Origin of the sequence: Photobacterium piscicola, assembly GCF_900166965.1 — a bacterium.
GTDB lineage: Bacteria > Pseudomonadota > Gammaproteobacteria > Enterobacterales > Vibrionaceae > Photobacterium > Photobacterium piscicola.
The window spans coordinates 827,330-849,157 of the sequence record NZ_FUZI01000001.1; the positions used below are offsets into that span (position 1 = coordinate 827,330).

Here is a 21,828-nt window from a genome sequence, read left to right on the forward strand (position 1 = left end):
AAGGGAAGCAGATCCTTCCCTTGTTATTTACAGATGAATATTAATAACTGCCTTTACGTCCAACACCTGCATAATTAAATTCCCAAGATACATCAAAAGGCTTAAACCAAGGTGCTACACCGGTTTCTTTATCAATATGGCGGAAAAACGGTGCATTTTTATTATATGATGGTGGATAAATGGTAAAGCTCACTTTATATTTTCCTTTTCCATCAAGTTTAATATTTTTACCATAATGAGGACCATCACTGGCAACCATTGGCATAAACATACCCGACTGAGTGGTTTCTTTCTCTCCTAATTTAGTGACCGAATATTTAATAGTTAAATATGGAATCCAATCTCCTTCCGCAAATCCATTTGGATTTTCATCAACGGAATGTATATCTGCCTCTAAATGAATATCAGCCTTATCCGCGGATAATTGGTCCATATTATTGCCAGCACCTTCCATATCCATAGTAATTGGCTGTAAATAAACCCCTTGAATTTCCATTCCATCTTTAATTGTGGGCTGGCCTAAAGGGTATTCTTGAGAAATGGCAGTAGCTGAAAACAAAATTAAAGCCGATGTGATTACGATAGGTGTTTTTTTCATTATCTATTCCCTGATTGACTACAATAAAGATGGTAATGATATTGATTATCGTTACGATCAATCAACCATTATCGTCAAATCGGAATGAAAACTAAGTTTTACAAAAAAACACAATTAACCATATTGTTTTACCTAAATTAACGATTAGATATTTAACAATCAATGAATTATGTTATTAATTTAATAAATAATGATATCCCCCTTAGCGTAATAAATATCGATAACTAGTTAACAAATAATCTTTTTATAAATACGATTTTATTAGTAATAAATATTATACATAGCGATATTTTAAGCATAATATATTCCTATATTGTCAATCACGCTATTTTAAACGATTGGATACCTATTATGAATACTCGACAGCCTGCTATAAAAATTTTCGCCGCAGGTAGCCTTAATACAACAATGACTCAAATAAAATCACAATTGGAACAATTAACCCAACGTTCAATAACATTTACTTTTGGCCCTGCGGGCTTATTATGTAAAAACATACAATCAGGCATGGACTGTGATCTCTTTCTATCTGCAAATATGGCTCATCCACAACATTTACAATCCATTACGACAATGAAAAACATAATGCCTTTTTGCCACAATAGTCTTTGCTTAACCATTGCCCGTCGTCATTATCAACCACATAAAACATGGCTCGATTATATTAGCAATCCAACATTGCTATTAGCCACATCAACACCAAACTGCGATCCTTCTGGCGACTATACGTGGCAATTATTTGATAAAATAGCGCAGTACAATAAACCATTAAGTGACCATCTAAAAAAAGCAGCACTACCTCTGGTTGGTGGAGTTAATACGTTAACCGTACCTACAGGGTACACCGCTGCATCGTTTCTTATTCAGCACCATAACATTGATATATTTATTGGTTATTCTCACTATCAATCGATTCTAACAAGTGATCCTGAATTAATAGTGATCCCTATTCCTGTTCAAGATAATATTTTAGCAACTTATGGCCTTGCATATAATGATGATGTTGCTCTTCCTATTGTTAATTACTTACTTTCAACTTCAGGGCAACACTGTCTTCAACAAGCAGGTTTTAATTCAATCCATCAAACAATGGAATAATGGTTTGATAAGGTTGTTGATCAACAATAAAAGTCGCTTGTTTAGTATTAACACCATAAGCTTGTTGAAGATTAGATAGATTTAATATTTTCTGACAGTCATCAAATAACCATTCTCCTTGAGGCAATAATAACAACGCTTTATCTGCGACTAAGAAAGCATGACTAGGATCATGAGTTGTGAATATTACACACTTATTATCTCGGCGAGCCAATGTTTGCAGTAATTGCAATACTGTTTGCTGATTATGTAAATCTAATGCTGATGTAGGTTCGTCTAATGCAATCACAGCACAATCAGCCACTAATGCGCGAGCAATTAAAACCAACTGTTGCTGACCACCTGACAACTGCGTAAAAAGACTATTAGCGAGTGATGAAATACCTAAATCAGCCAGCGCAGCTAAAGCCCGTTTTTCATCATCATCGGATGGTTGAAAGAACAACCCTATTTTTTGCGCCAACCCCATTAATACAACGTCAATCACATGATAACAAAAAGCAAATGCACACGACTGTGGTACAAAACCAATTCCACCGCGAACAGAAATATCACCAGCAAGCGTCGATTGAATATTAACAAGGTTATGTAATAGTGTTGTTTTTCCTCGACCATTAGCCCCTAAAATGGCACATACCTCACCTTGATGACAGACAAAATTCATTGGTGAAAAAAGCGGAACATTCGGTCCAAATTGTAATTGATTAACCGTTAAACAAATCTTCAAATGTGATGTCATTATTGTTGGCCTCTTTTTTCTCTGGCCAGTAAAAAGATAAATAATGGTGCCCCCAATAACGCCGTAATAATACCTAAGGGAATTTCAGCCTGACTTAGTGTTCGTGCAATATCATCCACAATAATCATAATCCCTGCCCCCATCCAAAACGACATAGGCAATAATCGTCGATGATCAGCACCTACAACTGACCGCGCTAAATGTGGAACAACTAATCCTATCCAACCAATACTTCCACTAACGGCAACTTGAGCCGCAATTAATACTGCACACAATAATAATACCCATTGTCTTAATCGAGTGGCCGATACACCTAACGATCTGGCGTCTGTATCTCCTAAGGACAAAATATTAATACGCCATCGTAATTGGTATAACACGCCGCCAGCGAGAAATAGTGGTATTAATAGTAATACCACTTTGTGCCAATTAGCGGTTGCAAAACTGCCTAATAACCAGAAAACAATACTGGGTAATTTTTCTTCAGTATCAGCAAGGTATTGAACTAAATTTACCAAAGCCGCAAAAATACCACTTAAAACAATCCCAAACAGAATTAGCATTAATCTGTCATTTTTGCCTAATAAATTGGCCAATACATAAATGATCACCAGCGCTAATAAGCCAAAAACAAACGTCGCCCCCATCATTAAAGCCGTAGGAAAACCAAGTAATATCGCTAAAGTGCCACCAAATGCAGCACCAGAACTCACGCCTATAATATGTGGATCAACAAGAGGATTATGAAAAACACCTTGTAATATTGCACCACTAAAGGCCAAACAACCACCAACACAAAGTGCAATAACAATGCGAGGTAAACGAATAGACCAAAGAACATGATTAGCTAAACTATCGTTTAAAAATGGATGTAAAAACTCATGTAAAAGTTGAGATAGTGATAACGGGTATTGGCCTAACATTAATGAAAACATTGCAATCATCGTAACGGCTATTAACGCAATGATAATGTCTTTTTTATATAACGAATTTTTCATTGAATATAAGCAGTACGATAAAACTGACGGTAATAACGCTGAACTTTTTTATTTAAATCAATATCTTTAAATAATTTAGGGTACAGTTTCTTTGCCATCCACCACTCACCCAATGCGATAGCTTCTGGCATAGGGTATCCCCACGCTTTAGCATATTCAGGCATCAAATAAATTCGTTGATTTTTAACCGCAGTAACCCACTTAAAATTAGGTTCATGATTAATTTCTGTTATCACATCAGGGAAACGATGCTGAACAAAAATAACCTGTGGGTTCCAGGTTAAAATTTGCTCCATCGCAACTTGGTGATAGCCTTTTAATGTCGATGCTGCAACATTATCGCCACCAGCACGCGCTATCATCACCCCTGTATATTTCCCTGAGCCATAAGTGCTTAAATCCGGGTTTGCCATATAAACATGAATTCGCTGACTAGGTTTAATTGTCGCTAACCGCTGCTTCAATTGATTTTGCTGTGCAAATGTAGCATCAATCAATGCCCTACCTTGCTGAGGCTTATTAACCACCGCGGCAATTAGCTGTACTCCTTCAACTAACCCTTGATCATAAGCCGATTCGTCGTCTTTTAACGTTGGATTTAGCTTATTCCGTTCAGAGTTAGGAGCATGACGTAAAGAAATAGCAATAATCGGAATCCCTTCACTTTCAATCTGCTTAATCATTTCAGCGGGAGCGTAATTAGCAACAAAGACCACTTGAGGACGCGTTGCTAAAAGGCTCTCGATATTAACCTGAGTTAAGTCCCCTGGCGTGGGCATAGTAACCAGTGACGGTGCTAAACGAATATAACCTTCACCTAGTTGTTTTTTCCAACTACGTTGAATACCAACAACCTTATTTAAAGCATCTAATTGATTAAGAATATTCAGCGTTTGATGCTGTAAGACGACAACACGATTAACATTATCGGGTATTTCAACCGAACGCCCTAGTTGATCGATAATATGGCGAGCAGCATAACTAGAAGGTGAATTAATCAATAAAAAAAGGAATACAGTTATGTGTAATATATGATAAAGCGGAGAAAAAAGCTTATTTTTAAACATAGATTCAGTTCACTAAAAAACGATATATACAAAACTATACATCGATATTTTTAATCTTTCAATTTAATTTATTCAACGTGGCTTTTTATAATCAGTTTTATATAAGATAACTAATTATATAAATCTATCTTTTAATTATAATTTATAAACATCTTTGAAAGAGAGCTAACTTACACACTCATGATAATTACTTATTAAAGTGATAATTACTATTAATTATTATTATCAAAATAATGACGTTAATATTTCAGCGATAACAAATAAGTTCCCATAAAATATTCATAGATTTATAAAAAGGACCATATGAAAAGCATAAACACATTAACTAAATATATTTTAATATTTATGTTATTAGGAATTGGTGTAGGATTTATTATTAATCAATTAGTTGAACCAAAAATACAGCAATCCTGGTCTGACAACATCACATTACTAACCGACATTTTTTTAAATTTAATAAAAATGGTTATCGCACCACTAATATTTTGCACATTAACATCAGGAATAATGAAATTAAAAGATCTATCAGCCATTCGTAATATTGGTGGAAGAGCAATTTCTTGGTTTATTATTGCATCGGTATTATCAATCTTCATTGGCTTGATCATGGTTGTATTAATTAAACCAGGTTCAGGTATGAACTTAATTTCAGCTAATGTACAATCACTGAATATTGATACCAATAGTTTATCATTTAGAGCATTCATTTCTCATATGATTCCAACCAGTATTGTTGGTGCTATGGCGAATAATCAGATATTACAAATTGTCATTTTTTCTTTATTTTTTGGCGTCGCGGGAGCATCCATTCCTCAACAACAAAATGAACAATTAGTATCATTATTAGAAGCTATTTCTAATACCATGCTAAAAGTGACCAATATTGTAATGCTGTTTGCCCCTTTTGCTATTTTTGCTTCTATTTCAGCCATTATTGCCACTCAAGGTTTAAATGTTCTTTTAAATTACACTCAATTTATTTTTGGATTTTACACAACCATTTTGATTACTAGCCTGATTTTAATTGGTCTTGGCTATATCTTTATCAAACAACAAGTGATCACCTTAGTTTCAATGCTAAAGAATCCCATTTTAATTGCGTTCTCTACCACAAGTTCTGAAGCAGCCTATCCAAAAACATTAGAGCAATTAATTAAGTTTGGTTGTTCTAAGAATTTAGCCTCTTTTGTACTACCGTTGGGATACTCTTTTAATCTCGTTGGTTCAATGTGTTATTGCTCTTTCTCAGCCATGTTTATTGCACAGGCATATAACATTTCGCTGTCTAATTCAGAAATATTCACTTTAATGATCACTCTCATGCTGGCATCAAAAGGCATTGCTGGTGTTCCACGTTCTGCCCTCGTTGTGTTAGCGGCAACACTACCAAATTTCCATATTCCAGCGTCAGGGATCTTATTACTAATGGGCATCGATCATATTCTAGATATGGGTCGTTCAGCCATTAATGTATTAGGTAACGGCATTACAACGGCAGTGATTTCTCATAATATCGAAGGATTACCAAATCAAGATCGTGATTTAGACGATCCTTTACTTGAAGCTGCAAAAGTTAATAGTTAGCCAATGTAGACTGTTCCATTATTTAATAAGGGTTGTTTAGCAGCCCTTTTTTCCGATTATTTACCTTAACCCCCACTCCAGTCATGCATCATCTTTATCAATTACACTAAACGTATACATCCCTCTATTTCATGATTGAGATAACGATGTTATTTCTTTTCAATTACCGCTCACCCACGTATATTTAGTCCACTTTTTTACCATCTGTCGCTCAATACCTCAAAGCATAAAGGAGTATGCCATGCATCAAACAATAACATCATTACTTATCATTGATCCTCAATACGACTTTTATGATGTTCCATTACATGAACAACTCACTTTAGGTAACCAGCCAACTGCGATCCCACCTTCTCTTCCTGTTCCTCACTCATGGGAAGATGCACAACGGCTTGCTACATTTATTGATAACAAACAAAAGAGCATTAACAATATCGTTGTAACCCTTGATAGCCACCATAAATACGATATTGCTCACGCGGTTTATTGGCAAAATAAGCATGGACAACATCCTGCGCCATTTACACTGATTAGCCATCAGGATATTGTCGATGGTTTATGGCTACCGACCAACTTAGAACTTCTTGATCACGTACTAGAATATACTCAATCCCTTGAGAAAACAGGAAAATACAGCCTGCTTATTTGGCCAACACACTGTGTCATAGATTCAGTAGGACATACCATTGTTGCCCCAATTCAAACAGCAATTAATGCTTGGGAAAAACAAACCGCACTTTTACATCACACCATATCTAAAGGTGAAAACCCGCATACAGAACACTATGGTGGTTGCGAAGCCGAATACCCACTACGCGATGATATAAAAACTCAGTTTGATCCCCAATTAACAGCACTAGTCGTACAAAGTGATCGCATCTTTATTTCAGGACAAGCTCTATCTCACTGCGTCGCTAGTACCGTTGAACAAATGGTCGATAAGCTACCACTTGCTGACATAAAAAAAATAACCCTCCTTATTGATACCACCAGCTCTGTTGCTGGCTTTGAACAACAAGCACAAGCCTTTGTTGAAAAAATGATGGCTTTAGGCGTTAACATTGCTAACACAACGGATATTGTGCCAAGTTAAAAAAAACAAATACTACTTATTTTTAAATAAAAAATCCGAGATGATAAATATTCTCGGATTTTAAGATTTAAATAACGACAACAATATGACCATAATAGGCAATACGGAAAGTTCTGCCGCTGCAAGCACATCTGTTACAACACCACTGAGCAAAAGAATAAAAACAGCCACTACACGTTGTGATAAAAAGCATTAGAATAAGTAATGCTTTAATCATTAACTAGCAATGAATATCCTGCCTAATTACAAAGAGTTTCAACAAGCACCAATACAATAAACGCTCATAAAATATAGATATTAGAACAATCTATTCTCAATATAACGTTAATATTTATTTATTAATGATAATTTTATCTATAATGAAACTTTTTCTAAAATTAACTATCAAACTATCCATTTGAAACAAACCGAAATTATTTAAGTAGTTAATTTATGGATTTTTTTTCCTTGTTAGATCTAATCAAGCAGATAACTGGTGTAATGTTCCCTATAGTTATGTTTTTTATTTCTGGCATTATCATATTAACAATTTCACGCACCTTTTTATGTATTTGGCAAAATGAACGTGTTTCTAATGCACAGGGTTGGAGAGTAATATTTATTTCTGGGTTGCGCATGGATATTGTAAGTATGTGCTACTTGGTCATATTACCTTGTCTTATCACACCTCTTATTATTGGCGTTCCTTATTTAAATCATATTTGGTTAATTATTCTTTCTTTATGGATCACATTAGGATTATGGCTATTAGTTTATATGGAAGCAGCAACACCATTTTTCATTAAAGAATATGATGTACGCCCAAACCGCCTATTTGTTGAATATCTTATCTATCCCAAAGAAGTGATGAGCATGATGTGGAGCGGTTATAAACTTGAGTTAGCACTGGGTTTAATCATTTCATTAACAACACTTTACTTTGGTTGGATATTCTCAAACTATCTTATTCAAGACCTCCAAACACCCAATTGGTACTGGCGTCCTATCATTGCCCTAAGCAGTGTTGCTTTATGTGTAATAGGTGCACGTTCGACATTCGGTCATCGTTCTATAAATCCATCCATGATTGCCTTTTCACATGATAACCTCATGAATGATTTTCCATTAAATTCAACATATTCAGTTCTGTATGCAATGAAACTAATGCGCAAAATAATTGACTCATCCACTATTTATCCCCCAATGGAAAAAGAAGACATTATTCAGACTATAAAGGAAAATAGTCAATTACCCGCAGACGCTTTCAATTATCAGCCACTACCAACACTTGCCTACCACAAAGCAAGTAATACAGGTAAACGTAAGAACATCGTTATTTTGCTACAAGAGAGCCTTGGTGCGCGTTTTGTCGGTGGATTAGGAGGCTTACCATTAACGCCAAATCTCGATCTATTAATGCAAGAAAGTTGGAATCTAACTCGACTGTATGCCACAGGGACACGTTCAATTCGGGGGATTGAAGCTGTTACTACTGGCTTTTTCCCAACGCCAGCTAATGCCGTTGTAAAATTACCTAAAAGTCAAAATAATTTTTATTCAATGGCTCAAACACTTAAAGATGAAAATTATCATACTCAATTCATTTATGCTGGCGAAAGTCATTTTGACAATATGAAAGGCTTCATGCTGGGTAATGGTTTTGTTGATATCCAAGATTTACCCACATTTCATAATCCAGAATTTATTGGATCATGGGGCGCGTGTGATGAAGATCTTTACAACAAAGCACATCAACAATTTAGTATGCTTTCTCAACAAGATAAGCCCTTTTTTAGCTTAGTATTCACAACAACAAATCATTCACCTTATGATTATCCACAAGACAAAATAGAGCCTTATAATCAACCTGCAACCACGCGAGAAAATACCGTTAAATATTCAGATTACGCACTGGGTAAATTTCTAGAACAAGCTAAAAAATCAGATTATTGGGACGACACTATTTTTGTATTGGTAGCGGATCATGATTCGCGTGCTTATGGTGACCAAATAGTACCAATAGACTGCTTCCATATTCCTGCGGTCATTTTTGGTGGCGGTATTTCTGCATGTGAGGATAATCAATTAGCCAGTCAACTTGATTTACCACCAACGTTATTATCAATGGCTGGCATTAATGCTTATCACCCAATGATGGGTAATGACCTCACCAAAGAAGTAGAACAACATAAGCAAAGAGCCATCATGCAATACCACAATAACTTTGCATGGCTAAACAAAGATAACCATGCTGTTGTCTTTCAGCCAAACAAAGATCTAATGACCTTTCACTATGAACCGACAACCCATGCATTGATACCACATGAATTACCAGACAGCGAAATAAAAACAGCGAATGCATTCGCGTTATGGGGCAGCTTGTCTTATAAACAAGATTTCTATCAATGGGATAAAATAAAGGCTGCACAAGCTAAAAACACTCAAAATTAATATACCCGCCGCTTTAAGACTTAAGGACTGCCATATATTTGAACACTTTTATGGCTGTCCTGTCTTTCCTATTCTTGAAACAAAGAGTAAAATGTAAATTAGTACCGATCATCTAAACAGCGATGACATTTACAGCTCTAATCTATAATCCTATGGCTGTCCTATCTTTTGTCCTTTTTAGCTTTGCTAATTAATAAGTGTTTGTGCATTATTGTACCCGTCGTTTAAATTTCAAAACGCGTCGATAAGTGATTATAGGTGAGTCACATCATCATAACTCTTCTTGCTAAATCAAATAACTAACAGCTTTTATCCAACAACTGAGCGTGACTATTATGACCTTTTCTTCCATCAAAACCGCTATTATTGGCTACGGCTTTTCAGCAAAAACGTTTCATATTCCCTTTATTAACACCTTACCAGAATTTGAATTTACAGCGGTAAGCACCCGTAATAGTGAAGCAGTAAATCGTGACTGGCCCAATGTACAACATTATGAATCTGCGCAAGATTTATTGAACCACTCTGATGCTGAACTTGTCATTATCACAGCCCCTAACGACGTCCACTTTGAGCTCGCTAAACAAGCACTTGAAAACGGTAAGCACGTCATCATAGAAAAACCATTTGTAACCAACATTGCCGATGGTGAAGCATTAATTGCCCTTGCCGCAGAGAAAGACCGAATCTTGAGCGTGTATCACAATCGCCGTTGGGATGGTGACTTCTTAACAATTAAAAAGATGATTGAAGAAAAACGTTGTGGTGAGTTAAAGCATTTTGAATCTCATTTCGATCGTTTTCGACCAGAAGTTCGTCAACGTTGGCGTGAACAAGCCACCAATGGCGGTGGGCTTTTGTTTGATTTAGGCTCGCACCTTATCGATCAGGCACTGGTACTATTTGGTATTCCTGATGCGATTACCGCACAATGCGAAATCATGCGTGAAGGTTCAACAAATGTCGATTACTTCAATATTGTTCTGCACTACCCTAATCATTTAGCGACCTTACATGGTGATTTATTCAGTGCTGGTCCAAACAAACGTTTTACGGTGAAAGGCACGCAAGGAAGCTATGAAAAGAATGGCTTAGATCCACAAGAAGCGCGTTTAATTGCAGGCGTTTTGCCTAACAAACCACAATGGGCAAATGAAACACCAGAACAATATGGTCATTTCTATAATGCAGATAGTAGCGAAACCATTACAACTGAGTCTGGTTGCTATCAACAATACTTTCAAGAACTGGCATTAGCGATTAACACTAATACAGCGCCACCCGTAACCGCAACAGACGCGTTATGGAATATCAAACTGATTGCACTTGCAATGGAAAGTAGCCGCCAAGGCAAGACGCTTACTATTGATAAATGGTGATAGTGGTTAATTAAGACAGCCATTCTCTCTATCAAGCCAAAGGCAGGACAGCCATATGTTTACATACTTTTATGGGTGTCCTATATTTCTTCATAATTAAAGAGGTTCTAATTATAAATCAATGAATTAAATTTGATTAGTTCACGCCAAGGATAACGCTCGACTTCTTTTCAGCACCACCCTTCATGACATTCGCAATATTTACTTATATAAAGCTGCTTGGGCTTGTCCAACACTTCGAATAGGTGTCGGCTACGCGACACGTATTCTTATTTGTTAAACTTCAAACATATGATTTGCTGAACCTTTTCCCATTCGAGCATTATTTAAATTAAGCGTACCAGTACCATCGTTAAAAGCATAAAATGCTGAATATTTACTCAAGATATCTTCTAACGCTTTAAATTCAACCATATCAGAAGGCTCTATAACCCATATTGAAGCTGTAACATATGCAGGGTTAGTTTTATTTATTTTACAACAATACTTAAAATCAGCTAAATGTTCGATTAAAAACCTTAACCCTCCTATAAAAGTTTTTTTATCCGCTAATTGAGCTTCAAATGCAACAACCATTGCCATTTTTGAATAATCAAGATTACTTGAGTCCAATTCTTCAACGTTAGAATAACTTATCGCATATGACCCTTCAGGAAATACCGTAGGGTCTGTTTCCATGATATGAGAAATAGCTTTTGGTGTTGGAAATTTAAACTCAATACTTTCAGCTGAACCTAATAAGGTAAGCGATGTCAATATCACTCCTGTTGTTTTCTTTGCCCATTTTTTTAGCTGATCTTTACTACTAAAAACTTTCCTTTTCAATTTGAACTCCATACTCAATAAAGAGATTTAACGCCGTAATAACACATACGAACGCCTTACTTACAAGCCAAAGATAGGACAGCTATATTTTTATTTTAAAAACTCAACGCCCGGCAAGTAGATTCCTTATCGCCCTCGCGGGTATTAAGCCACAACATATCCCATCTATGCGCTATTTAAAAAAATGACGGTCGTTGAACCATTAACACTTTTATGGCTGTCCTGTCTTTCACTTATAGAGTACCGTCAGAATTGTTCAAAATGGATTACAAAAATTATGGGTGTCCTATGTTTTTTCTCTTTTCAGTATCACCTTTCATAACATTCCCAATATTTATTTATATAAAGTCGCTCGGGCTTTGTCCAACACTTCGGATAGGTGTCGACTGCGCGACGCATATTCTTATTTGTTAACTGCGCTTTTCAGCTTTAATTACACAAACAGAAAACAGCTCTTTCATTGGCACATAATTACAATGATAACCATGGATATTTGCGGCTACCCACTGCTCAGAAGTAATGCCTGAAAAATTAATATTGTAACCACAGTTGATTGCAATATGCTCAAACAACAAACGTTGGGCACGACCATTTCCTTCACGGAATGGATGTAAAACATTAATATCGCAATAATACTCAGCTAACTTAGTAAGAAATTCATCGTATGGTAGATCTACTAAATACTTATCTTTTTCTAACATTGAAAATAGATTATTTGCTTCTTTTTCAATCCTAGCTACATTACAGAAACGTGTATTTCCCTTTGAAATATCAATCGTTCTTAACTCGCCAGCCCATTCAAATAGATCGGAGAATAACATATGATGAATTGAACGCAGATAGCTGAAATCGTAAGGAGGCAATTGAAACTCTATATACATTGCAGCTAACGTTGTTAAATCACGTTCTGCAGCCTCTAATACCGCTTCATTGTTGATATTGAGTTTATTAACAAGAACCGTACTATTTTCGTAAGTATAAGGATCTTGTGTTGTGCCATATTTATCAGCCATTGAGCGCCTCTAACGAATTTACGTTTGAGTATTTGTTTAACAAAATTTGACGTTGTTGATCTCTGTCGAGTGATAAATCGAAATTACTAGCAACATCATGCCCCTCTAAACGCATACTTTCTTTAAAGTTATCCATTTTAACTTGCTCGAAATAGGCATGCTTTTCTTCGTAAGAAGAAAGCATTGAATTACTTGGCATAACTAAATCAATATCATTAAGTTGAGACTGGATCGCTTTCCCTGATTCAAAAACACCCCAGCTATTAATAGAAAAACGGAAGGTTCGGCCCTGGCGCTCTCTTTGAATGTTTAAGCCTAAATTTTCAATTAATGAATTAACTACGGATTGTACTTTACGTTCAGAAATACCAGTTGCAGCTACGATAGCTTGAGTATTTGGAGATTCTAATCGTGTCATTGCAGCTAAAACTAATAATTCGTATTTCATGCTTAACTCGCACATTTATGCGGAAATAATATTAGTTTACAACTCAAAGGGAATGATTACCATATTTGAAAGCTAAATTAACAAAGAAGCAGTTAACAACTTATTATATTAACAACTTACCCGAATTTGTTCTTTAAACACGCGCCCGTATTTATCTCGCAATAATATAAAAATCATTATAAATCAGATACATTTTTAGCTATTAATCCCGATAGTAATCACAAAATCGGGCACTTGCCATCTAGTTTCTGGGTTTTCGACTAGTAGTCGTCAGCAGAACATAGGAAAGACATATCTTTATTTTAAAAATTAAACACGCGGTTAGTAGATTCCCTATCGCCCTCGCGGGCATTAAAACAGTCAAGTCTCATCTATGCGCGATTTGAAAAAATGACGGTCATTGAACCATTAACACTTTTATGGCTGTCCTGTATTTCCAACAAAATAGGGCGTTTTCCATCTAGTTTCTGGTTTTTTGACTAATAGTCGTCAGCAGAATACAAACATAGGACAGCCATATCTTTATTTTAAAAACTCAACGCGTGGCAAGTCGATTCCCTATAACCATCGAGAGTATTAAAACAGTCATGTCCCATCTATGTCCTATTTAAAAAATAACGGTCTTTGAAACATTAACACTTTTATGGCTGTCTTTTCTTTTTATATTTCTAATTCATCTAAGATTCTTTTTATAGGATAAGGCATAATATCTGAGATACGAGAATCCTTAATAAAATAATAGTTTGCTATATAAACCAAACTATTTATGTTAATAGGGATGTTAATATTTCCATTTAATATTTTTAATATTAATTTTACTCTATTTAGGCGGTATAGTTTTTTTCCTATATCATCTTTATTAATAATATCTTCAAGAGCTTGAGTAAGCTCATTGCCAGTTCTAAGTCTAAACTTATTTCTTAACATTGGAGCCCACTCTCTAGACTTATAATGCCTATAAGCAAGATCTTCAAATAACCTCATCATTCCCCATTCAGAAGTTTCTAAACTAGCAAATATACCGTTTAATGCACGACTTAAATCATTATGATTATTCCAGTCAGATTTACATTTATACCTTAAATCATGTTCAACTTCATGCCAGCCTTCAGATAATATAGTTCTAAATTGAACCTCAAACGTCTCATCAACCAACTTATTACTACGTAACACTTGACTATCGTTAACTATTTCTTGTGGAAGCTTAAATATAAAATTACATCTTGTAGCTTCAAATTGAGTTATATTTGTAACATCTACTTCTTGAGATATAAATGTATATAATTTAGCTATTGCTTTTTGAGCTATTTTTAAATCATCAGGAAAATATAAAGCAATTCGGATACCATAAAGGTCTTGAATTTTCTTTCCTGCTTGAGAATAATGCCCCTCTCCTTTTAATTTTATTTTCTCATCTATTGATAATGAGGTCTTCGCTCTTGAAAAAACTCGAAAGAGAAGTCCTAATCTATTAAGTTCTTGCTCTATATTCCTATGTAATATTTTCACTAAAACTTCTTCATAATTCTTCATTGTGTTCTCCCTAGAGCTATTTTTATTTCTCCTATAAGATCTATATTAATTTCAAGGAATGATCTTTTATCTGGTACAGATAAATAACCTGCTTTCTTTAGCTTTTCAATAGACTGTAAAATAGCATAATGATTAAATAATTTATTCTTAGTACATAATGCACCAATAGCTCTATGCTTATGAAACGTTTGACTTCCTCTTGGATAAAATTTCTCTAAAACATATATATCACATTTATTAAACTCATCCTTACAATCATTACCCTCATCTACTTTTATCGGATTAATAAGATTGATAAAATCATTATCATCACTACAACCCAAAAAATGAATATTATTACTACAATCAGTAGATTCACCAACGACTGTACATTGATAAAAACTGCTATTAATAAATGTTGTACTCTTAATATTTTCCACATGAAAATGACAGCTTGAAAATTTACAACCTATAAATACAGTCTCTTGAATATCAGCTAACTTACCAAGATGAATGTCAGATATAGCTAATTCTTCAACCGTTTCACCATCTAAATCCATTCGCATTTCATCTGTCAATAACTTGTTATATTTAACCTTGTCACAACCATTAATAAATTCTAAAACAAACTTAAGTGACTCCCATAATATTTGTCGTTCTTCTTCAGTCCTTGGCAAATAAGCTTGAATAGCAGGTTCTATAAATCGTTTATCTCCATCCCATTCCATTGTAGAGTCCTCTATAATAGAATCAGCACAGAAATTACCTAAAACAAATTCATTTACAAATCCTATTCCTTGAGAATCAATACTCTTACGATCTAGTAAAGCATGACTAGTTAACTTATTTACTAACTCATCTGTCGTTGGTCTAGTCTCAGCAGGATAATGTTTCCTTGATGTTTCAATTAATGCTTGATTATGGTCTAATATTAGCGCATATATATAGTCTCTTGACTCACTAGTATAATCAAACTGTATCATGTCATCTGCAATTGTTCTTAATATTTTATATTGTTCTTTTGGCTCCATCATCAAATCTTGTCGCTTTCTTTCACGCTCCATCATCGAATCAAAATATTTATCTACTAGTTTAGTCGAGTCTTGACTCACTTGATCAAATTCATCATTAGATATACATCTTAAAAAAGAAAGTAATACTGGATTCGAAAGATTTTCAATAGGGAAACCAGCCTTTGAAATACGATCTAACCTCTCGGAGGATAACCAATCTTCAATACAAGGCTCTTGTATTCTTAACCTTATTACATCAAAATCATTTTCGTGTTTATCAATCCAATGATGAAATTCATCACCATCAAATATAGCTGTACGTCTAGTTGTTAATACAACTTTTGCTTTATCCGTGAGGAGTTCACTAATTGTATCAAGCATTGGTTCTGTTGTTTCATAGTTTTTACTATCATCAGTTGCTGATTCATGTAATAGCTCATCAAAACCATCAAGAATTACTGGGACTTTTCCACTTTTTATTTCAGCTCTAACAAGCGATGAACTTAATAATGGAAAACTTCTATCAATTTCATCTAAAAGAACATAGCGAAATATTTTAGCCTGTCTGTTTCGTGATAATTCAGAAAAAAGTGGTAATTGATACTCTTTAGTATTAGTGATTTCTTTAACTAATTCATAAGCTGAGCAAGTTTTTCCAAAGCCAGCTGCTGCTTCAACCAAGAATAATATAGGTTTAGGTGTATCTAAACGATCCAATATTTCTTGAATTACAGTAAGGTTTCCCTCTTTATTATTTACATAATATTGAGTTTTAATATATGTATAAGTTGCTTTGTCTGAATGAATTTTTACTAACGAATCAGTAAACTCATCATAGTCTCTAATAAGCCTTTTTCTTGTGGACTCAATATTAAAAAAGCCATTAAATAATGGCTGTCTCAACTTCATCTACCGATTGATATTGTTTTGTTTGGCAAGCATAACCAAGATCTTGAAATTCCTTCAATACTCTAGAGGCATCAACATTATTCTTTAGTGGTATTATATCTGCGTTATGATAATGACCCGTTCTTATTGAAAAGATAGCAACATTTTCATCTAAATTAGGTTGCACTTCAAAACCATATCTTTGATAAGCTTTTTTTAACTTCCCTATATCTAACACGTTAATATTTCTTTAAAAAACCATCAATACGCCATTATCGCATACAAGCACTATTTTGCTCAATCAATAATTATAAGCCTACATATTTCTCAAATTAATAAATAGAAAATCAATATTTTACTTCTAAATCTCAACACACTATGTGTAAATTCCTGATCATAAAAACAACCACAAACAAGACAGCCGGCTTTTATAGCTATCCTGTTTTCAATTTTTCAATTTTTCAATTTTTCAATTTTTCAATTTTTCAGTGGAGAATAAGCATTAAATAGCAGCTGTCAGCACTTAATATGAAGATACAAATTACCTAGAACATAGGACAGCCATACCATTATTTTAAAAACTCAACGCGCGGCAAGTAGATTCCCTATCGCCCTCGCGGGTATTAAAACAATCGTGTCCCCATCTATGCCCCATTTGTAAAAATGACGGTCGTTGAACCATTAACACTTTTATGGCTGTCCTATCTTTAGAGTACCGCCATGGATTACGATAGTTATGGATATCCTATGTTTTCTTAACGCGTAATAATTAAAAAGGAACTAATTATAAAACAATGAATTAAATTGATTGGTTCACAACAAGGATAACGCTCGGCTTCTTTTCAGCATCACACTTTATAATATTTTCAATATTTACTTATATAAAGCCACTCGAGATTGTCCAACATTTCGGATAGGTGTCGGCTGCGCGACACATATCCTTATCTGTTAAGCGTTCTACATGAGTACCATTAGGTTAGGAACTTTATCTCCCATATCACTTGGTTCCACCTGAGACAACATCGTATCAAAAACATCGATAAGCGCCTGATTTTCAACTTTTTCAAAACTCGTTAGTTGACTAAGAACATCATCGAAGTTTCTTTTACAATCGGAAATATTTTCGGGAATTGGTAATATTCCTTCATCTATTTTTCCTTGAATGACTTCTAACTTTTCTAACCAGAAGCTGAGATGATAATCGCCAATTTTTTCTTCTTTGCGTAATTTACTCAATAATTTTTGAGCTTTCTTACCTTCACCATTTTTTGTCAATGCCAACAGTAACTTATCTAGAAGAAACATATCGTTGTCGGAATTACCTTTTATATCACTAAGATCTAATATTGAACTAAGAACCCTGACCCTAATAGAAGGTAAAAATGTAGAAAACAAAACGGCAGTAACTTCTGTTTTACGGATACCACCATCTTTCATCAAATCTATCAGTGCATAATCGAACAAAGACAATGCCTTAACGATTATTTTATTTACTTCAGATTCTTTAATCGTTTTACTAGGGTTGTAGTGGGATGCGATATCACCGAATTGCTTGATCAAATTTAAAGCATCTATTAACTCGTCAGAGCACCATTCTCTTAAAATCTTAATTTTCTCACCAAGAGATAGTTTGTTGAACTTGTCTTCACCGACTTTTTCTTTTGCATTAGCACTAAAAAACAAATCGATCATCATTTCTGCATACCATCTAGCGGTACTTGCTTTTGTTTCAAGAGATGTTTTTTCTGAAACTAAGTCATAAAGTCGATGGTGTCCGACTTTGGGAACCAAATGATCTTTCATTGATATATATACTCCATAAAACGCTTAACAACTTATTATATTAACAACTTGCCCGTATTTGTTCTTTGAACACGCGCCCGTATTTATCTCGCAATAATATAAAAATCATTATAAATCAGATACATTTTTAGTTATTAATTCCGATAGTAATCACAAAATCGGGTACTTGCCATCTAGTTTCTGGGGTTTCAACTAGTAGTCGTCAGCAGAACATAGGACAGCCATACCTTTATTTTAAAAACTCAACGCGCGGTTAGTAGATTCCCTATCGCCCTCGCGGGCATTCACTGTAGGGAATGACGACTGCTGTTTGGGTGTATGGGTTATCTGAAAGAGTGAACTTAGGAACATAGCTGAGGAATATAAGGCAGCTATATCTTTACTTTAAAAACTCAACACGCGGCAAGTAGATTCCCTATCGCCCTCGCGGGCATTCACTGTAGGGAATGACGGCTATTGTTTTGAGTGTATGGGTTATCTGAAAGAATAAACATAGGAGCATAGTGGAGGAACAATTGAAAAAATGACGATCGTTGATACATAAAAAACTACACCCCATCACAACAATAAAACATTCACCAATTTAATATATTATGTATTAACAATCTCGCGTAGTATTCGTAACGTGTTATTTCTTAATAAAATAGAGTGACAATTAAATTATTCTGAATTAGGATAATTGCCATTAGTCGGGGGGCGTTAAGCTGAGATCACTGTAATGGTGGGACCCGTTGAACCTGAACCAGTTAACACTGGCGGAGGGAACTAACTATCAACGGATTATCAACGTTAATAGATGCAAGCTGAGTCAACTGCACACTCTCATACCGCAGTTTACACTTCCTCGCTTGATAACTTGTTCCTCATGCTAGCGCGTAAGGAATGAAGTATGTCACACACCCCATCATCGCATCACACAACTACCCCTATTGTATTGACGATTGCAGGATCAGACAGTGGCGGCGGCGCAGGTATTCAAGCTGATATTAAAGCCATTTCAGCAACAGGTAGTTATGCTTGCTCGGTTATTACGGCGATTACCGCCCAAAATACGCAAGGCGTTAGCGGCATACTTGCCATTCCTCTTGATATGGTTGAGCAACAGCTGGACGCCGTATTCAGCGATTTAAATATTCAAGCCGTCAAAATTGGCATGCTCGCCGACAGTGATATTATTCGACTGGTTGCGGCTAAAATTCGTCATTATCAACCGAAGTTTTTAGTCATTGATCCAGTGATGGTTGCCACAAGCGGTGATGTGCTTTTGCAACAACATGCCATTACTACCCTCAAAACAGAATTACTGCCACTGGCTGATATTATTACCCCTAACCTACCAGAAGCTGCTGCATTAACGGGTTTAGACATTCCACAATCACTGGCTGATATGCAAGCGATGATCAGTGCGTTACGGGAGATTAATCCTTATGCAGTGTTACTCAAAGGTGGACATTTAGAGCAAAGTAGTGATAGCACTGATTTACTCATTCTCACCACTGACGTTATTGAGCTCACTACCCCTCGCATTAACACCAACAACACTCACGGCACGGGTTGTACTCTGTCTGCGGCTATCGCATCTTATTTAGCTCAAGGCAATGATCTTACAACGGCAACTACCTTGGCTAAACGCTACATTACTGCCGCCATAACCGCTGCCGATGAACTCAATATCGGCCATGGTCACGGCCCTGTGAATCACTTTTTTACAGGTCATCATCATGTGCGCTGATCTGGAAATCACCATTACTAATGGCAGTTTACGCTATCACTCAACGAAAAATGACCAGCAAAATAACGCGGTAATTGAAAACCTAAATTTAACCATTGCCGCTAATAAATGGACTTGTCTGGTCGGTAAAAGTGGCTGTGGTAAAAGTACGTTGATCAAATTTTTAGCCGGATTACTCACCGAAAGTACCCAATGGCAAGGTCAACTGATTATTTCAGATAATCAGCCTTTAACGGGACGAGTCGCTTATATGGCACAACAAGATCTGTTATTGCCTTGGTTAACGGTATTAGACAATGTTTGTATTAGCAGTAAGTTCGGTCATCACGATTCAATACCCAATTTAAAACAACGGGCAATGACATTATTAGAACAGGTTGGTTTAGCCGATAAACATCAACTACTACCACAACAATTATCGGGCGGTATGCGCCAACGAGTAGCTCTTGCGAGAACACTGTTACAAGACCAACCGATTGTATTGATGGATGAACCTTTCTCCGCATTGGATGCCGTCACCCGTTATCGCTTGCAAGATCTATTTGTAAACTTACTCAAGCATAAAACCGTGGTGCTGATAACCCATGATCCTCAAGAAGCGATTCGATTAAGTGATCAACTGTATATTTTGCAAGGCGAGCCCGCTTTTGCGACTGCGTTATCGTTACCCACATCATTACCACCACGGCGCTTTGATGCTGAATCAGCCAGCCACCAGCAACGTATTTTTGACATATTGGCACACGATCATGACTGATATTACCCGTTTAATCGCTACCAAATCGCCGCGTCAACAGCGGCACCCACAGCGTGAACTGGCAACACCGATACGATTACTGATCAGTATTAGCGTTCTACTTGGGTTATGGCAACTCACCGTGATGGTGTTTCACTTGCCGAGCTTTATTTTACCGCCACCACTGGCTGTAGCGCAGCGATTAGTCTCCCGCTATGACGTTCTGTTAAGCAATACATGGGTGACCAGCCAAGAGATCATTCTAGGGCTGATACTCGGTTTATCATTAGGGCTATTTTTTGCCTTACAAATGCTGCTGTTTAAGCCCGTTAAACGATGGTTATTACCATTACTGATTGCCAGTCAAGCCATCCCTGTGTTTGCTATCGCTCCGGTATTAATGCTGTGGTTAGGCTATGGCATTGGTTCTAAAGTAGTAATGGCAGCGTTAATTATCTTTTTCCCTGTCACCACATGCTGTTATGACGGCTTACGTAATACCCCCACTGGTTACCTTGAATTATCAGCCACCATGGGCGCAACTAAATGGCAACAACTTAAATATATTCGCTTTCCTGCTGCTTTACCTGCCTTAGCTTCTGGCATTCGAGTCGCGGTGGTTATTGCTCCGATTGGCGCAGTCGCTGGCGAATGGGTGGGCGCAAGCAAAGGCTTAGGCTATTTAATGCTGCAAGCCAATGCACGGATGATGATTGATGAAATGTTCGCAGCGCTATTTATTTTATCGCTGTTATCAATATCGTTGTATTTCATCACGGACAGATTATTAAAACGCCTGATCCCGTGGCAACCGTAAACCCCGCTTAAATAGAAAAATGTAACCAGTACTCATTTAATACTTAATATTTAAA

Annotated in this window: 18 protein-coding genes, 1 pseudogene and 1 riboswitch; of the genes and pseudogenes, 8 read left to right on the plus strand and 11 right to left on the minus strand. The window is 36.0% G+C overall.

Going from position 1 to position 21,828, the window contains the following annotated elements; all coding sequences use genetic code 11:
• Window positions 1-40: 40 nt before the first annotated feature.
• Complete coding sequence (locus CZ809_RS03855; protein WP_080156100.1) at window positions 41-598, minus strand: iron transporter; 558 nt, start codon at window positions 596-598, stop codon at window positions 41-43.
• Between the two features lie 351 nt (window positions 599-949).
• Between CZ809_RS03855 and CZ809_RS03860 the strand changes: the two genes are divergently transcribed.
• On the plus strand, window positions 950-1,696 hold the full coding sequence (locus tag CZ809_RS03860; protein ID WP_080156101.1) for a substrate-binding domain-containing protein: 747 nt from the start codon (window positions 950-952) through the stop codon (window positions 1,694-1,696).
• Here the strand turns inward: CZ809_RS03860 and CZ809_RS03865 are convergent.
• The 3 genes from CZ809_RS03865 to CZ809_RS03875 are packed head-to-tail and all read right to left on the minus strand — an operon-like array spanning window position 1,668 to window position 4,434.
• Complete coding sequence (locus tag CZ809_RS03865) at window positions 1,668-2,435, minus strand: ABC transporter ATP-binding protein (protein WP_144396146.1); 768 nt, start codon at window positions 2,433-2,435, stop codon at window positions 1,668-1,670. The two genes, CZ809_RS03860 and CZ809_RS03865, sit on opposite strands and share 29 nt — an antisense overlap.
• Complete coding sequence (locus CZ809_RS03870) at window positions 2,435-3,433, minus strand: FecCD family ABC transporter permease (protein WP_080156102.1); 999 nt, start codon at window positions 3,431-3,433, stop codon at window positions 2,435-2,437. The genes CZ809_RS03865 and CZ809_RS03870 overlap by 1 nt, the downstream gene beginning before the upstream one ends.
• On the minus strand, window positions 3,430-4,434 hold the full coding sequence (locus CZ809_RS03875; RefSeq protein ID WP_235865776.1) for an ABC transporter substrate-binding protein: 1,005 nt from the start codon (window positions 4,432-4,434) through the stop codon (window positions 3,430-3,432). The genes CZ809_RS03870 and CZ809_RS03875 overlap by 4 nt, the downstream gene beginning before the upstream one ends.
• Window positions 4,435-4,803: 369 nt before the next feature.
• On the opposite strand from CZ809_RS03875, the gene CZ809_RS03880 reads away from it, so the two are divergent.
• The 4 genes from CZ809_RS03880 to CZ809_RS03895 all read left to right on the plus strand — a co-directional run bounded on the left by CZ809_RS03880 (window position 4,804) and on the right by CZ809_RS03895 (window position 10,986).
• Entirely contained in the window at window positions 4,804-6,084 is a 1,281-nt protein-coding gene (locus CZ809_RS03880) for a dicarboxylate/amino acid:cation symporter (protein WP_080156104.1), read from the plus strand.
• Between the two features lie 241 nt (window positions 6,085-6,325).
• Complete coding sequence (locus CZ809_RS03885; RefSeq protein WP_080156105.1) at window positions 6,326-7,177, plus strand: cysteine hydrolase family protein; 852 nt, start codon at window positions 6,326-6,328, stop codon at window positions 7,175-7,177.
• A 432-nt stretch (window positions 7,178-7,609) separates the two neighbouring features.
• Entirely contained in the window at window positions 7,610-9,607 is a 1,998-nt protein-coding gene (locus CZ809_RS03890; protein WP_144396147.1) for an LTA synthase family protein, read from the plus strand.
• Window positions 9,608-9,942: 335 nt separating this feature from the next.
• Window positions 9,943-10,986, plus strand: a complete 1,044-nt coding sequence (locus CZ809_RS03895) for an oxidoreductase (RefSeq protein WP_080156107.1) — start codon at window positions 9,943-9,945, stop codon at window positions 10,984-10,986.
• A 276-nt stretch (window positions 10,987-11,262) separates the two neighbouring features.
• On the opposite strand, the gene CZ809_RS03900 is transcribed toward CZ809_RS03895, so the two are convergent.
• The 7 genes from CZ809_RS03900 to CZ809_RS03925 all read right to left on the minus strand — a co-directional run bounded on the left by CZ809_RS03900 (window position 11,263) and on the right by CZ809_RS03925 (window position 18,488).
• Window positions 11,263-11,811: a hypothetical protein gene (locus CZ809_RS03900; protein WP_235865777.1), complete on the minus strand. Its 549-nt coding sequence runs from the start codon at window positions 11,809-11,811 to the stop codon at window positions 11,263-11,265.
• Between the two features lie 410 nt (window positions 11,812-12,221).
• Complete coding sequence (locus CZ809_RS03905; RefSeq protein ID WP_080156108.1) at window positions 12,222-12,824, minus strand: putative adenosine monophosphate-protein transferase Fic; 603 nt, start codon at window positions 12,822-12,824, stop codon at window positions 12,222-12,224.
• Entirely contained in the window at window positions 12,817-13,272 is a 456-nt protein-coding gene (locus tag CZ809_RS03910; protein ID WP_235865778.1) for a YhfG family protein, read from the minus strand. The genes CZ809_RS03905 and CZ809_RS03910 overlap by 8 nt, the downstream gene beginning before the upstream one ends.
• 660 nt (window positions 13,273-13,932) lie before the next feature.
• Window positions 13,933-14,805, minus strand: a complete 873-nt coding sequence (locus CZ809_RS03915; RefSeq protein WP_080156110.1) for a RelA/SpoT-related domain-containing protein — start codon at window positions 14,803-14,805, stop codon at window positions 13,933-13,935.
• On the minus strand, window positions 14,802-16,700 hold the full coding sequence (locus CZ809_RS03920; protein WP_210434262.1) for an NACHT domain-containing protein: 1,899 nt from the start codon (window positions 16,698-16,700) through the stop codon (window positions 14,802-14,804). The genes CZ809_RS03915 and CZ809_RS03920 overlap by 4 nt, the downstream gene beginning before the upstream one ends.
• Window positions 16,681-16,923, minus strand: coding sequence for a hypothetical protein (locus CZ809_RS21290; protein ID WP_210434263.1), 243 nt, complete (start codon window positions 16,921-16,923; stop codon window positions 16,681-16,683). Before CZ809_RS21290 ends, CZ809_RS03920 begins: the two co-directional genes overlap by 20 nt.
• 719 nt (window positions 16,924-17,642) lie before the next feature.
• Window positions 17,643-18,488 carry a hypothetical protein gene (locus CZ809_RS03925; RefSeq protein ID WP_080156111.1) on the minus strand — a complete coding sequence of 282 codons (846 nt, stop codon included), beginning with the start codon at window positions 18,486-18,488 and terminating at the stop codon, window positions 17,643-17,645.
• Between the two features lie 680 nt (window positions 18,489-19,168).
• Window positions 19,169-19,269: riboswitch (TPP riboswitch) on the plus strand.
• A gap of 108 nt (window positions 19,270-19,377) precedes the next feature.
• Here CZ809_RS03925 and thiD point away from each other — a divergent pair.
• The 3 genes and pseudogenes from thiD to CZ809_RS03940 all read left to right on the plus strand — a co-directional run.
• The gene (gene thiD, locus CZ809_RS03930) at window positions 19,378-20,220 is read left to right on the plus strand and encodes a bifunctional hydroxymethylpyrimidine kinase/phosphomethylpyrimidine kinase (RefSeq protein ID WP_080156112.1); all 843 of its coding nucleotides are present in this window, start codon (window positions 19,378-19,380) and stop codon (window positions 20,218-20,220) included.
• Complete coding sequence (locus tag CZ809_RS03935; protein WP_080156113.1) at window positions 20,210-20,977, plus strand: ABC transporter ATP-binding protein; 768 nt, start codon at window positions 20,210-20,212, stop codon at window positions 20,975-20,977. Before thiD ends, CZ809_RS03935 begins: the two co-directional genes overlap by 11 nt.
• Window positions 20,978-21,047: 70 nt before the next feature.
• A pseudogene (locus CZ809_RS03940) lies at window positions 21,048-21,773 on the plus strand (ABC transporter permease); the annotation flags it as partial.
• Window positions 21,774-21,828 lie beyond the last annotated feature (55 nt).